The sequence below is a fragment of the Actinocrinis sp. genome (assembly GCF_035605935.1).
Lineage (GTDB): Bacteria > Actinomycetota > Actinomycetes > Streptomycetales > Catenulisporaceae > Actinocrinis.
Window position 1 is genome coordinate 1 of record NZ_DATNGK010000324.1, and the last position, 14607, is coordinate 14607.

The window sequence follows — 14607 nt, forward strand, 5'->3', positions numbered from 1 at the left end:
GCACGCGGGTGTCGAACGCAGGCATCGAACAAGGCACGAGCAGCGGGGAGGAACGGTCATGACGGGCAGCGGAGCGATCCTCGGCGAGTTGTTCACCGAGGCGGGGCGAGCCGATCCGTACCCGCTCTACACGAAGCTCCACGAACTCGGCCCCGCCTCGCACGTCGACGGGACGTTCTTCGTCGCCAACGCGTACCACGTGATCAACGCGGTCCTGCGGAACCCCGGCTTCGGCAAGTGGGGGCAGAGCGCGCAGTCGATCCCGGAGCTCGCCGAACACCCCTCGCTGACCAGATTCAACCAGTCCATCCTCGACATGAATCCGCCGGATCACACGCGCGTGCGGCGGCTGATGGCCACCGTCTTCACGCCGCGGCGGGTGGCCGCGCTCGCGCCGGCGATCACGGACATCGTCAGCAACCTGCTGGACGCCATGGCCGACAGCGGCGCGGACGGCTCGCCGGTCGACTTCATGGACTCGTTCGCGTTCCGCTTGCCGGTCTCGGTGATCTGCGAACTGCTCGGTATCCCGGAAGCCGACAGGTACCGCTTCCGCGCCCTGATGCAGGACGTCGCAATAGCGCTGGAGATGATCACCGACCTGTCGGTGCTGGCGCCCGCCGACGTGGCCATGCTCGAAATCGAGAAGTACTTCACCGCGCTGGTCGCCGAGCGGCGGGCCGCCCCGCGCGACGACCTGACCAGTGCTCTGATTCACGACGCCGATCAGGGCGACGGCCGGCTCTCGGAGGAGGAACTGCTTAGCAACCTGGTCCTGTTGCTGCTGGCCGGTTTCGAGACCACGACCAACTTGTTCGGCAATGGCCTGGCCGTGCTGTTCGACCGCCCGCAGCTGGCGGCCGGGCTGCGCGCCGGCACGGTACCCGTCTCCGGCTTCGTGGAGGAGGTGCTGCGCTTCGACTCCCCGGTGCAACTGACCTCGCGGCTCGCAATGAGCGACGGCCTGCAAGTGGCGGGAATACCCGTGCCCAAGGGCTCCGAGGTGCTGTTGCTGCTCGGCGCGGCCAACCACGATGCGGACCGCTTCCCCGAACCCGAGCTGTTCGACCCCGAGCGCCCCGATAATGTGCCGCTCAGCTTCGGCGCTGGCGCCCACTACTGCCTCGGCGCGGCCCTCGCGCGGCTGGAGGCGGTCACCGCTATCCCGCTGCTGCTGGACCGCTTCCCCGATCTCGCTCCGGCGAAGGACGCGGAGCGAATACGCACCGACCGGCTGGTGCTGCGTGGCTACCAGACGTTCCCTGTCGTCCTGAGCTGAAGCACTGCCATGTGACGCAGCCCACGTCACGTTTCGGCGAGCTGTCTCGTCTCCCTCGCGTAACGCCTACGAGGAGGAGCGGATCATGAAGGTACTGCTCGCCGGAGCCACCGGAGCGCTCGGGGTGCCGCTGGTGGGACGGCTTGCCAAAGCGGGGCACGAGGTCACCGGTATCACACGCACCGAAGAGGGCGCGGGAGTGCTCTGGGACCTGGGCGCGTCCAGCGTCATCGCCGACGTGCTCGACCGGGACGGCTTGCTGCGCGCGCTTCGCGACACGCACGCGGACGCCGTCATCCATCAGCTCACCGCGCTGAAACGGCCGCCGATGCGGGCCCGCGACGTGGAGCAGACGAACCGGCTGCGGGTGCAGGGCACTGCGCACCTGCTCGCAGCCGCCGAGCAGATCGGCGCGCGGCGCTTCGTCACACAATCCTTTTACGGCGGATACGGCTTCCACGACGGCAGCCGGATGCTCACGGAACAGGACGCGTTCGCCCCGCCCGGAGGAAAGCGATTCGACCCCACCTGGCAGGCGCTGCGATCCACCGAGCGGCAGGTGCTCGAAGCGCCGGGCATCGAGGGGATCGTGCTGCGCTACGGCGGCTTCTACGGTCCGGCCAGCACCGGTCAGCTGCTCGACAGTCTGCGGAAGCGACAGGTTCCGATGCCGCGTGACGGTGGCGGGTACACGTCTCTCGTCTACATCGACGACGCTGCGGCGGCCACGGTGGCCGCGCTGGATCGGTCCGCACCCGGCCAGATCTACAACATCGTGGACGACGAGCCAGTGCGCTGGGGCGTGCTGGTCGACGCCCTCGTGACCGCCTTCGCCCTGCCCAAGCCGTGGCGGGTGCCGGGCGGGCTGCTACGACTTGCCGCGCCGTACCTGGGCGCGCTGATGACCCGTCAGTCACTGCGACTGTCGAACGCGAAGGCGAAGACGGTCCTCGGCTGGCAGCCGACCGTGCCCACGTACCGTGAGGGCATCGAGGCGCTCTTGGCCGAACTGAGGCCGGGCTCCGAGGGCGAGAAGAAGGGCGACCGGAGCGACCCGCAACTGCCGCGGGACACCGGAATCGGGTCGGCGGTCGGACGCGCCGACGCCTGACAGCGCGACACCGCGCGGCAACGTGGTCGGCTGATCCGTGACGGCAAAGTCCCCCACTATGCTCGGGGACCATCATGGCCGCCACGCCTCCGCCGAACCCGGCGCAAAACGCAGCCCGAGACCCGGATGTCGCGGATCGGCTCGCCGAACTGCGCGGACCGATTCCCGCGCGCCATCACGACGCACGCACCATCGCCGCGCTCACCGCCAATCCCGGCTGCGCACGCCGGTCGGTGCTGGACGCGGCCGGTGTGGACAAGCGCGCGCTGGCCGAGCGGATCGGTTTCGGTCCGCGATTCGGCCAGTCGCCGTTCGCGATCAGCCGCGGCAACGCGTTCGAGAAGCTGGTCAAGTCGGACGGCGGCGTGACCCTGCTGCGTTTGCTGTGCGACGAACTCGGTCTCGAGGTGCAGGAAGCCGCACAGAACCCTGATGCAAAACCCGCCCTAGGCGATCAGTGGGTCGATCTCGGCGCCGGCGAGCGCGAGGACCGATACCGCCGCACGCGCGACCTGGTCGCCGCCTCGGCTCGCGAACCGGGTACCGGGCCGGTGCTCGCGGATCATCCGATGCTGCGCCTGGAGGTCGGCGGGCGTGCGGCTTACGTCGAGCCGGATCTCGTGGCTTTCCGCGCCCGCCCGCGCGTGCCCGGCACCGAGGTCCACGCGTACGGCGTCACGGAGTCCGCGGCGGAGCCGGCAGCGCCGTGGCGGTGGTATCTCGCGGAGATCAAGTCCTTCGCGATGATCGACGGTCGCGCCGACCCGGTGAAGGTGGCCGAGGCGGCGACCCAGTCCGCCGTATACGTGCTCGCATTCCAGGCGCTGCTTTCCGGGCTGGGACTGCCGCCCGGCTTGGTCGCGACCGATGTGGTGTTGGTGTGCCCGAAGGACTTCAGCAACGCGCCGACCGCGGCGCTCGTCGATGTGCGCAGGCAGCTCGCGGCGGTGCGCCGGCAGCTCGACCGGCTCCCGCGCATCGGCACATTGCTCGACGGGCTCGACTCGGGCCTGAGCTTCGACTTGTCCACGGACGAGGACGGCGAACCGCTGCAGGGTGCAGCGCAGCTCGGCAAGGCGGTCGCCGCGATCGAGGCCAGATACGCGCCGGAGTGCATTTCCCGGTGTGACATGGCCTTCTACTGCCGAGACGAGGCCCGCGCGACCGGCTCGACCGAGGTGCTCGGCAGATCGATCCGCGACGCGCTCGGGGGCGTCGCAGCGATGCGAGACGTGCTCGCGCTCAGCGGACGAGAAGATTGCGGTAGCGACGCGGAGCGCGGTGTTCGCGTCGAGGTCGACGTCGACACCGACATCGACATCGACGGCGCGGTCAATCGCGACCTTGATTTCGCCGAGGCGGCGAGGCTGCTGAGCGTGGCCCGTCGGGCGCGGCTTGAAGCTCTAGCTGAAGCGGAGCTACGGCATCGCGAGCGCGAGGCCGCCGCGTGAACACTCTCGCTGCCCTGGCCCGGGTCGAAGCCTTCGCGGCCGAGCAGGCCGTTGCGCTCGCGACCGTCCGCCACGTGCACCTCGCCCCGCACCCGCTCGTCCTCGTGCCCATACTCCTGGCCGGTGAGGCCGCCGCCCCACTCGCCGCGCTCGTCGGCACGGACCGCGCCGACCCGCAACTGCTCGTGGTGCGGCAGCCGCGCGACCGCGACCAGCGCTTCGCGTTCCTCGCCGACTTGGCCCGGATCGTCGTCGGCTACATCGAGGGCCGCCGCGGCGAGACCGAGCTGGTCGAGGCCACCCGCAATCACGAGGAGTGGGAACGCCACCTTGACGCCCCGCAGCTGATCGTGCCGAACTGCGGCGGGATCGACGCGCTGCGGCTGCTCGGCCGCTCCGCCCGGTTCCGGTCATCACAGGGCCCTTACCCAGTGGACCCGCTCGTCCCGATACTCGGCCGCTACCTGACCTGGTTCGCCGAGGATCGCGCGCCCACCGCCGGATCCTCCGTCTGCCTCGCGCTCACCGACGTACTCGGCTCGCACTGGGCCACCGGGCAGAGCGCGTTGGAGGACCAGCACCTCGCCGCGCTGCTCGCCTGGATCGTTCCGCAGCACTTCGCCCCGCCAGACGGCCGCCACCTCACCGGCGCCCAGGCCGCCGCGCTCACCGAGGACCCCGCGCGATGGCCGTCCGCCGGGCCGGCCACCGACCCCGAGTTCGACACCGAAATCCTCAGCCCGCTGGTTACCGCGCTTCAACGCGCGGCGGGCGACCCTGCCGCCGAACGCCGCGCCGAAGACGGACTGCGCGCGGCGTTGCGCGACCGGCTCGCACCGACCTGGAACCTCATGTGGCAGGGCATTGATCTGCTGGCCGGGCTGCCGGAGGCCGGCCACGACAGCCACCGCTGGATGGTGGATCGCGGCCGCTTCACCGACTTCGCCCGCGCCATTGACGAGGGCGCCGCGCCGCAGCCGCGCCGCGAGGGAGCGGTCGCCGCGGCCAAGCGACTCGCCGACCTCGAATCCGCTCAGGAGTCCTACGACAAGCAGCGCGCGCTCGACGATCCGCTGATCCTGGCCGGATATCGCGTCACTGGTGAGGCCTTCGCCGGGTCCGTCGTGGCGGTCGACGCGGAACGGCAGGACACCACCGGCCGCACACCGAAACCTCGACCGCACGTGTGGTTGCGCACCGCCGATCCCGTTGTCCTGCGCAAGGGCACGAAGGTGGCGTGCGCGCAGCGGCCGAATCAGCGTCCGGTCATCGTCGACGTGAAGCGCGACGGCGAGGAGTACATCGTCGAACTCGAACTCGTCGACGGTATGGGGCGTCGTGCGATTCCGGAGGAGGGCTCGGTACCCGGGGCAGGGGAGTACCGGTGCTACTCGACGGTGCTGGCCGCCGAGCGCTTTCCGCCCCCGCCGCTACCGGAATTGGCCGCGACGCCATGGACGCACGGAGGTCCGCCCGCCGCGTACACGCCGACCGGTGCCGACCACGATGAGGAATGGCATTGATGTCGGCTTCTGTCTCGCAACGATCAGCAGCCGAGCGGTCCGCCGCCGCGCGAACCGTGATCGAACGGGTCACCGCTGACCTGCTATCCGGGCTGCACCGCGGCGTGATCGTCGATTCGCCGCCGGGCGCGGGCAAATCAACACTCGTCGTCGAGTTGGCCAAGCGGCTCGCGGACACCGGCGAACCGGTCATGATCGTCGCGCAGACGAACGAGCAGGTGGACGACCTGGTGGATCGGTTGGCGATCGCCCATGGCCAGGCCGACGATCCTGCTGCCGGCGAGGATCGCAAGGGTCTGACCATTGGACGCCTCTCAGCGTCCGGATACGTGCCGACCGAACGCGTGGTGCGGCACCTCGGTGGCCCGGACTCACTGGACGACTGCGTCACGGTCGCTGGGAAAGTCGCCGACCTCGGCCGGCCCGCGGTGACGGTCGCCACCGCGGCGAAGTGGGCCCGCACGGGCGATGCGGATTGGCCGGAGGGCGGCTGGCGCTGGGCGATCCTGGACGAGGCGTACCAGATGCGCTCCGACGGCCTGCTGGCCATCGCGCCGCGGTTCGCCGCCGGGACCGCGCTTTTCGTGGGCGATCCCGGCCAGCTCGACCCCTTCGCCACCATCGACGGCGACCGCTGGGCCGGATCGGCCTGGGACCCGACCGACAGCGCCGTAGCGGTAGTGCGCGCGCACAATCCCGACCTGCCGGTACACCGGCTGCCCTACTCATGGCGATTGCCGGCGAGCGCCGCGCCGCTGGTCTGCAAGGCGTTCTATCCGTTCACCCCGTTCGAGGCTGGCAGCGGACCGCAAGACCGCGCGATGAAGGTCTCTGATACCGGGTCCGCGTCAGCGGGTCCGGCGAGCATCGCAGGGTACATTGACCAAGTTATTGACCTCGCGTCGGAAACCGGCTGGGCCCTCTTCGAACTTCCCGCACGGCACACCGTGCGAACCGACACCGAGGCGCTGGAAGCCTGTGCCCGCCTGGCCGCGCGGCTGGTGCGCCGCGAAGCAGTCGTGTTCGACCCCGCATATGCCGAGGGCCGAATGGTCAGCGCGGACCGGATCGCCATCGGTGCGGCGCACCGCGACCAGGCGGCCGGTATCCGCGCAGCCCTAGACCGTCATGGTGCTGATCTAAGCGGCGTGACCGTCGACACGGCCAACCGCCTTCAGGGCCGCGAATACGACGTCTGCATCGTGCTGCACCCGTTGTCGGGACGCCGCGACGCCACCGCGTTCCACCTGGAGACCGGTCGGCTGTGCGTGCTGCTGTCGAGACACCGGCACGCATGCATCGTGGTCGCGCGAGCAGGCATCCCTGACCTGCTTGACGCGCACCCGCACACCGACCCGGTCCATATCGGCGTGCCGGTGAAATTCCCAGACGGATGGGAAGCGCACCAGGCGGTCCTCGCGCACCTTGCGGAACACCGGATCCCGGCGCCGGCCATCCGATAGGACGGTCAGCGCGCGACGGATAGCGGAGAGCTGAGAGCGGACGGCGCGTGACGGCGGCGGAGACCGGTTGCTGGACCGAGCCGGGATCGCCACGCCGCTCATGCCGCACTTCGCCGGTCCCCGGTACCGTGGCGGAATGCGCCTCCTGCCGAGTCTCACCGGTCCGACCGCAGACGAGCCCGACGCGATCCAGGTGGCCGGACAGGCTACGTCACGCGCGCACCTCGTCGAAGCGGCCGGAGCCGTCGCCGCTGAGATCGCCGGAGCGCCGGCCGTCGCCGTTCACGCGGCCGCCGGACTGGAGACCGTCGTCGCCGTCGTCGGCGGCATGTTGGCAGGCGTCCCGGTTGTACCCGTGCCGCCAGACTGCGGCCCGTCCGAGCGTGACCACGTGCTGCGCGACTCCGGCTCGGCGATCCTTTTGGCAGAAGACGCCGACGTGTGGCCTGACTGCGGTGTGCCAGTCCTACCAATCGATGCTTTCGCACGCGCACACGCGCCTGCCTCCGGTTCCGCATCCATCCCGGAACCGTCGCTTGACGCCGCCGCGCTGATTCTTTACACCTCGGGCACCACAGGCGCGCCTAAGGGCGTCCCGATCAGCACATCGGCCATCGCCGCCGATCTAGACGCACTCGCCGATGCCTGGCAGTGGACCGCAGACGACACACTCGTACACGGGCTCCCGCTCTTTCATGTACACGGGCTGGTCCTGGGCGTGCTCGGCGCACTGCGCACCGGATCGCGGCTGGTTCACACCGGACGCCCCACCCCTACGGCTTACGCAGCGGCTGCGGCGGCTCCCGCGTCGGCGAATCCCGGAACGCTCTTCTTCGGCGTGCCGACCGTCTGGTCCCGGCTGTGCGCCGAGCCGAGCTCGGCGAAGGCGCTCCGCGCCGCTCGGCTGCTCGTCTCGGGCTCCGCCGCGCTGCCCGCGCCGGTCTTCGCCGAACTCGAAGCCCTCACCGGGCACCGGGCGGTCGAGCGCTACGGCATGACCGAAACGCTCATCACGCTCTCCACCCGCGCCGGCGATCCCAACCGCCGACCCGGCACGGTCGGGCATCCGATCGATCCCGTATCGACGCGGCTCCTCGCCGAAGATGGCTCGCCGATCGCACCTGACGGCGCGACCGTGGGCGAACTCCAGGTGCGGGGAACGACCGTTTTCTCCGGCTATCTGGGGCGGCCGGAAGCGACGGCGGCCAGCTTTACGCACGACGGTTGGTTCCGCACCGGAGACATGGCCGTCATCGAACCGGACGGTACGCATCGCATCGTCGGCCGCGCGTCCACCGACCTGATCAAGTCCGGCGGTTACCGCATCGGCGCAGGGGAGGTGGAGAACGCCCTCCTCGCGCATCCCGCTGTGCGTGAAGCCGCCGTAATTGGCGTACCGGACGACGATCTCGGTCAACGCATCGCCGCGTTCGTGGTCGCGGACGGCGTAACGGAGGCGGAGTTGATCGACTTCGTGGCACGCGGTCTGTCCGTGCACAAGCGACCGCGTTCGGTGAGATTCGTCAACGCACTGCCGCGAAACGCAATGGGCAAAGTGCGTAAGGACCAGCTTCGGCACTGATCCGCCAGTCTTGGGTTATCTGATTGCGCCACCCACATCCAGCGGTTTGAATGCCCGTGATGACTGATCTGATCACGCGGCGTCTCGTCCTCCACCGGTTGACGGTCCTGGAGGCGACACGCATCGTCGGCGGGATTGCCGGTCCCGCGGATGTGTGGGCGGACGGCTTCCCCGGTGAAGGCGACCGAGACGCCGCGCGCATGGCGGTGAAGACCGCCAAAGCCCGCGTGGAAGAGCATGCGTTAGTGCATGGGCACAGTGCGGGCTACTTGGGATCAGATTTAGCGGCAGCCGCTAGCTACGGCTTCTGGCTTGCCGACGGCAGCGTGTTCTCCTGCACGTGCCCAGACCGGGGCTCGGTCGCGCTAGATATCGGACCGTTCACGTGTTACCGCATCGACTGCCGAGCGGACAACACTGCGATAGGCACCATCGGCTTCCACGGCCCGCCAGATGCAAAGCAACAAGTGACCATCGGCTACGGACTTGTGTCTCACAGCTGGGGCAACGGCTACGCGACCGAGGCAGTACACGCACTCATCGACTTCTGTCGTGCGCACCCCGACGTGCGCAGCATTGCCGCTGACACCGACCACGACAACCTCGCCTCGCAGCGGGTGCTGACGAAGTCCGGCTTCAGCCTCGTGCGCCGGGACCGCGACCTGATCTATTTCGAGCTCGGTCTCGGCAAATAAGACTCCGCAAATAGCACCCGGCAATGGGCCCGCCAATTAGGCATCGCAAGCAACGACCGCCGCACGGCCTAAGCGGCCACGCGCTTAGCAGCGTTCAGCGGGGTACCGATCAGACTGTGCGCGGCCATGGCGAAGTACTTCCGCAGCTCCGCGTCTATCGCTGCCCACTCCGCATCGTCAACCTCGATCGTTCCGGGGAACTGCGGTCTGCGTTCCAGCATCTTGCGACGCAGGTAGTTGGCCGGGTGGGTCGCGTCGATCCGAGTGCCGCGCCGCTCATCAAGCAGCATCCGGCGCCGCCTCTCGTGCTCAGGGATCGAGTCGATGTACGCGCGCAGCCGCGCCCACGGGTCCTCTTTGGCGCGCTCAGACTTGAGCCGCCGCACGAAGTACGCGACCGACTCGGCCAGCGCCAGCCGTTGCGTGAGGGAAATCGCCGCCGCAGACGATGCGAGCCGCGCGCCAAGCTCGTCTGCCAGATACTCCGCGCGCTGGCCACAGCGCAGGTCCAGCCGGGTGAGCCCGACATAGCAGCCAAGCACCAGGAGGAACGCGGGTCCGCACACCACGAACAGGAACGCCGGCACCAGCGCCGAGGCCATTGACTCGAGTGGCCCAGAGCGGCCAAGGTGCCTGCGGGCAAAACGATCGCGCACCGACTCGCGGGGATTGAATATTCTGATCCACTCGATGAGTGATCGTCGCGCTATCGTCGCCCAAACTCCGTGCGTCACGTCCCGATTGACGTGATGGCCGAGTTCATGGCTCAGCAGTGCGACGCGTTCCGGTCCGCTCAGCACTACCCACAGTGGGACGCCGAGGATCAGCAGTTTTTCGCGGCGCAAGCCGATGCTGCGCGTTGCGGCGTTGAACCGGGTGTCCATCAAGACATAGTCGGGAACCGGCGCCGTCAACTGTGCGGCGCAGCGGTCAAGCAGCCCGAAGAGCGCGGGTGCTTTGTCGCGGGTCAAGCAATTCTGGTCAATGTCGCGCGGCTTGCGCAGGATTTCCCATAGCTGCGGACGTACCGCGATCGCCACGAGGATGCCGAGCACTCCGAGCGGCCAGCCCCACCAGTACTCAGATGCCCAGGTCTTGACCGCCAGCACCGAACCGACCACCACTGCGACGGTCACCAGGTGGACCAGTGTCGAGAGGACGGTCACCGCGACCCCTGTCGCGGAGGTCGGCCGCAGGTCCTCGGCGGTGGTCAACTGCTCGCACAGTTGCTCAGCTCGAGCGCGCGCACGCGCTGTGCGCCGGGCGACTCGCCGCTTCTCCGGCTGCTCGGGTGCGGTGTCCGCGTTGAAGCCGCAGCTCTCGCACCACTGCACGAATCTGTCGTCGAATTCGCCGCTCCAGCCGCAGTTCGGACAGCCGAACGTCATCAGCGTCGGCGCGCCGATCGGCGCGCCGGTCCCCTCCTGGCCAATGGTCACCGCAGAATGCTGCTGCCTCAGACGCCTGTTCGGCAATGCCTTTGCGCCATCGTTATTCGCTCGCTGCTCTTTCCGGGCCGAGAAGCGCTTCAAGCGCCACCGCAACGCCGTCCTCATCGTTCGAAGCGGTAACTCGGTCGACGACTGACAACACGTCCTCGTGTGCGTTCGCGACCCCGTACGCGGTGCCAGCCCAAGTCAACATAGGTAGATCGTTCGGCATGTCGCCGAAGGTCACAACGTCTTGCGCGTCGATGCCCAGGCGCGCGCAAAGCCACGCGAGCGTGCCTGCCTTTGTCGCGCCGCGCGGCGCGATCTCCACCAGGCCGCGACCGCCGGACTGGGAGGATTCGGCACGGTCGCCGAGCACCGAGCGCGCGGCCGTGACCATGTCGTCCGCGTTCGCCGAATCATCACGGGCGAGCACCTTGACGTAGCGGCTGCCGATCGGCCGCGCCAGACGCAAGTCATCGGTCAAGACGGCGCCGTCCCCGGAGACCAAACCGCGTCGGAATCCCGGCTCGCAGAACACCTCGCCCCCGGTCTCCAGCGCGAATCCGGTGCGCGGCGAGAAGACCGGCCGCAGATCGGCGACGATCGCGAGGGCCTGCTCCACCTGGAACGAATGGACGAGTTCCGCGACCCCCGTCGCCACGTCCAGCACCGCCGCGCCGTTCGCGCAGATCGCCGTGGTCACGCTGCCAAGTCCGCGCGCCAGTTCAACGACCGTGCGATGCGGCCGCGCCGTCACCAGCACCACCTCGATCCCGGCCGCCGCGCACGACTTGAGTGCCGAACAGGTCCGCTCTGACACGCTCCGGTCTGAACGCAGCAACGTGCCGTCGAGATCAGTCGCGATCAGCTTGGGCAGAGCAGGCCCGGATGTCGTGGTCACTCCTGGATTCTGTCAGGCGTGTCGCGCGGACATAGCGGTCCGCCGGGCCCGTGGTTCCTTATCCGCTGCCGGGCTCCGCGCTCGACTAGACGACGTTGACAGTGATCTGGTGGTAGCCAGTCGCGCCGTCAGGCACGACGTCCTGCACCGCGGAAGTCTGTACCGCACCCGTCCCGTCCGTCGCGCGCACCGCAACCGTGTGCCTGCCGCGAGGCGCGTTCTGCCACGCATACGACCACTGACGCCACGTGTCCGGAGTGTCTGAGACCGCGAGCGTTGCCTCCGCCCACGGCTCACTGTCGATTCGCACCTCTACCGCCGCGACACCCCGGTGAGTCGCCCACGCGACCCCGGCCAGCGTTACCGTTCCGGCTGACACAGTCGCGCCCGAACCTGGCACATCGATACGTGACGCGGTCTTCACCGGAGCCTTCTGCGCCCAACCACGAGCCACCCAATAACCCGCGTTCGACGCGAACGTCGTCAGCTCCAGATCGACGACCCACTTGGTCGCCGAGACGTACCCGTACAGGCCAGGCACCAGCATCCGGCACGGGAACCCGTGCTCGATTGGCAGCGCCACACCGTTCATCGCGACCGCGAGCATCGACTCACGGCCATCGAGCACCGCGTTAACCGGCGTCCCGATCGTCATCCCGTCGCTGGATGTAGAGAGGATCTGGTCAGCGCCCGCTTGCACGCCTGCCTGCCGCAGCAGCGGCGCGAGCGGTGCGCCGACCCAGCGCGCGTTACCGCAATACTCACCGCCGACCGGATTCGATACGCAAGTCAGGGTGAGGTCGTGCTCCTCCAGCGGCATCTTCAGCAGTTGCTCGAAGGAGACCTCCAACGGCCTGGCCACCATGCCGTGGATCCGCAGCATCCACTTCGACGGATCGAGCTGCGGTACGGAAAGGGCCGTGTCCACGCGGTAGAAGTCGGCGTTCGGGGTGAAGAACGGGCCGAGACCGGAGACGTTGGGGTGCGCCGACGCCGGAACCGCCGCCAGCGGCTGGATGGGAGCCGGGATCTTCACGGCCGCACGCGCGGGCGCCGCGTTGTACCGCGAGTCGATCCAGCTCTTCGAACCGAAGCCGCCCACTGCCGCACCGGCCGCGGTGCCGAGCAGCGCGCCGAGGAATCGGCGGCGCTCGGTCGGCCCCGCGTAAGGCGTGTCGTTCTCGACGGCCAGCCGGGTCAGCCAGCGCAGCACCCACACCGCGGCGGCGCCCGCGAACATCGAGGGGAAGAACGATGCGGTGTCCGCGTTCGGCCGGGTCGCCGCCGCGATGATCCCGATCACGCCAAAGCCGGCGGCGATACAGCTCGCCGCCGTGAGATGACGGCGCGCCAGCACCCCCGCTCCCGCGGAGATCAGCGCGAGAATCACATACACGCCGGTGAGCAGCGCCGTCTTGTCGTGCGCACCGAATTCGCGGATCGCGAATTCCTTGACCCCGGTCGGCGCCAGGTCGATCGCCCACTCGCCGACCGCCACGGCCGGCGCGCTCGCGGCGCCCGCGAACACGGCGACCAGCTCCCCGGCCGCCAGCGCGGCCCCGCCGGCCAGCAGGCCGCTGAGCGCGCCGACCACGATGCCGCCGATGCTTGTGCGTTCGGGCTCCGGCTCCGCCTGATTGCGGTCGTCCACCACCACCGCGTCGTCCATCTTTTCGCGCGCCTCGCTCGCCTTTACTGCCGTAGGCCGGCGTCCCGCCGGTACTGCTTCCATCCTCCCTCACGACCTGGGAGGAACCAGGGGTTCATTCATTACGGTCCGGGGATGCTCGGGCGAACCGGCGGCGCCGTAGGCGGGCGCCGTTCGGCCGCGGCCGACGGGGAACCGGCTCGGCAGGAAGCTGCCACGCTTCCTTCGGGCTTCCCCGCGCGATTGTCGGACGGCGCGGCTACGGTGGCGATATGACCGATACCTTGCTGCTCGCCGGCACCCGCAAGGGCCTGTTGCTCGCGCGCCGGCGAGGCGGTTCCTGGCAGACCGAACCGCTCGCCCTGCCGATGACGGCCGTCTACGCGGTCGGCATTGACGCCCGTCGCCCCACTCCACGCCTGTTCGCCTCGGCGACCAGCGAGCACTGGGGGCCGACCATCCTGCACTCGGACGACCTCGGCCGCAGCTGGAGCGAGCCCGACCACGCGCCGATTGCCTTCCCTAAGGACCTCGACACGGCCCTCGGCCGCGCCTGGCAGATCCAGCCGGGGCCCGCCAACGAGCCGGACGTCGTGTACGCCGGCACCGAGCCGGCCGCGCTGTTCCGCTCCGAGGACGGCGGCCTCAACTTCGAACTGGTACGTCCGCTGTGGGAGCACCCGCACCGGCCGCAATGGGGAGCCGGATTCGGCGGCCAGGCCATTCATACCGTCATCCCGCACCCGGTCGATCCGCAGCGGGTCCTGATCGCGCTGTCCTCCGGCGGCGTCTACCGGACCTACGACGGGGGAAAGAGCTGGGCGGCGGCGAACGCCGGGATCAAGGCGACTTTCCTGCCCGAGGAGCAGCGCTACCCCGAATTCGGCCAGTGCGTTCATAAGGTCGCCCAGGACGCCGAGGACCCGGAGCGGCTGTACCTGCAGAACCACAACGGCGTCTACCGCAGCGATGACTGGGGCGGCAAGTGGGTCTCGATCGCCGAGGGCCTGCCCGGCGAATTCGGCTTCGCGATCGTGGCCGACCCGAACCGCGGCGGGCACGCCTACGTCTTCCCGCTGGTCTCCGACTACTCGCGGTTCACCCCGGAATTCCGCTGCCGGGTCTATGGAACCACCGATGCCGGCGAGACCTGGGCCGAGATCGGTGCCGGGCTGCCGGAGAGCGAGTTCTACTCACTGGTGCTGCGCGACGCCTTCAGCTGCGATGCCGCCGAGCCGCTGGGCCTGTACCTGGGGACCCGTTCGGGTGAGCTGTACGCGGGCGGGGCCGACGGCTGGGAGCGTGTTGCGGCCAACCTGCCGGATGTGCTGTCCGTGCGCGCGATGGCGCTGGCGTGACGCGAGGCGCGCGGTATTGAAGTAAGAGGGCGTCTGATCCCATTTTGGGGTCTAACGTCACGCACTATCAGCGGCGGATTGCCGCAATTGTCGGGTACGGCACAGCGAATCGGCCAAGCGGCGGGCCTGGCAAGGCGCCGGAGCATCTTCGCGCTCCTCATTC

Annotated in this window: 11 protein-coding genes; 8 read left to right on the plus strand and 3 right to left on the minus strand. The window is 69.1% G+C overall.

The features are described 5' to 3' along the window. Positions 1-58 precede the first annotated feature (58 nt). From VN779_RS26040 to VN779_RS26070, 7 genes are all read left to right on the plus strand, one after another. Entirely contained in the window at positions 59-1279 is a 1221-nt protein-coding gene (locus tag VN779_RS26040; RefSeq protein ID WP_325727969.1) for a cytochrome P450, read from the plus strand. A gap of 85 nt (positions 1280-1364) precedes the next feature. Then, positions 1365-2390 (plus strand): NAD(P)-dependent oxidoreductase, encoded by a 1026-nt coding sequence (locus tag VN779_RS26045; RefSeq protein WP_325727971.1) that lies wholly within the window; start codon positions 1365-1367, stop codon positions 2388-2390. A gap of 74 nt (positions 2391-2464) precedes the next feature. Beyond that, positions 2465-3841 carry a hypothetical protein gene (locus VN779_RS26050; protein ID WP_325727972.1) on the plus strand — a complete coding sequence of 459 codons (1377 nt, stop codon included), beginning with the start codon at positions 2465-2467 and terminating at the stop codon, positions 3839-3841. Then, entirely contained in the window at positions 3838-5364 is a 1527-nt protein-coding gene (locus VN779_RS26055; RefSeq protein WP_325727973.1) for a hypothetical protein, read from the plus strand. Before VN779_RS26050 ends, VN779_RS26055 begins: the two co-directional genes overlap by 4 nt. Then, a complete protein-coding gene (locus tag VN779_RS26060) occupies positions 5364-6827 on the plus strand; it encodes an AAA domain-containing protein (RefSeq protein ID WP_325727974.1) in 1464 nt (487 codons plus the stop codon). Before VN779_RS26055 ends, VN779_RS26060 begins: the two co-directional genes overlap by 1 nt. 136 nt (positions 6828-6963) lie before the next feature. After that, complete coding sequence (locus tag VN779_RS26065) at positions 6964-8409, plus strand: AMP-binding protein (RefSeq protein WP_325727975.1); 1446 nt, start codon at positions 6964-6966, stop codon at positions 8407-8409. A gap of 59 nt (positions 8410-8468) precedes the next feature. Next, positions 8469-9104 carry a GNAT family N-acetyltransferase gene (locus VN779_RS26070; RefSeq protein ID WP_325727977.1) on the plus strand — a complete coding sequence of 212 codons (636 nt, stop codon included), beginning with the start codon at positions 8469-8471 and terminating at the stop codon, positions 9102-9104. Between the two features lie 68 nt (positions 9105-9172). Here the strand turns inward: VN779_RS26070 and VN779_RS26075 are convergent, their stop codons facing one another. From VN779_RS26075 to VN779_RS26085, 3 genes are all read right to left on the minus strand, one after another. Then, entirely contained in the window at positions 9173-10543 is a 1371-nt protein-coding gene (locus VN779_RS26075; RefSeq protein ID WP_325727979.1) for a M48 family metallopeptidase, read from the minus strand. A 52-nt stretch (positions 10544-10595) separates the two neighbouring features. Beyond that, on the minus strand, positions 10596-11438 hold the full coding sequence (locus VN779_RS26080; RefSeq protein WP_325727981.1) for an HAD family hydrolase: 843 nt from the start codon (positions 11436-11438) through the stop codon (positions 10596-10598). Between the two features lie 85 nt (positions 11439-11523). Next, entirely contained in the window at positions 11524-13107 is a 1584-nt protein-coding gene (locus tag VN779_RS26085) for a molybdopterin-dependent oxidoreductase (protein WP_325727983.1), read from the minus strand. A gap of 251 nt (positions 13108-13358) precedes the next feature. On the opposite strand from VN779_RS26085, the gene VN779_RS26090 reads away from it, so the two are divergent. Then, positions 13359-14444 carry a hypothetical protein gene (locus tag VN779_RS26090; RefSeq protein WP_325727985.1) on the plus strand — a complete coding sequence of 362 codons (1086 nt, stop codon included), beginning with the start codon at positions 13359-13361 and terminating at the stop codon, positions 14442-14444. The last annotated feature ends 163 nt before the right edge of the window (positions 14445-14607 follow it).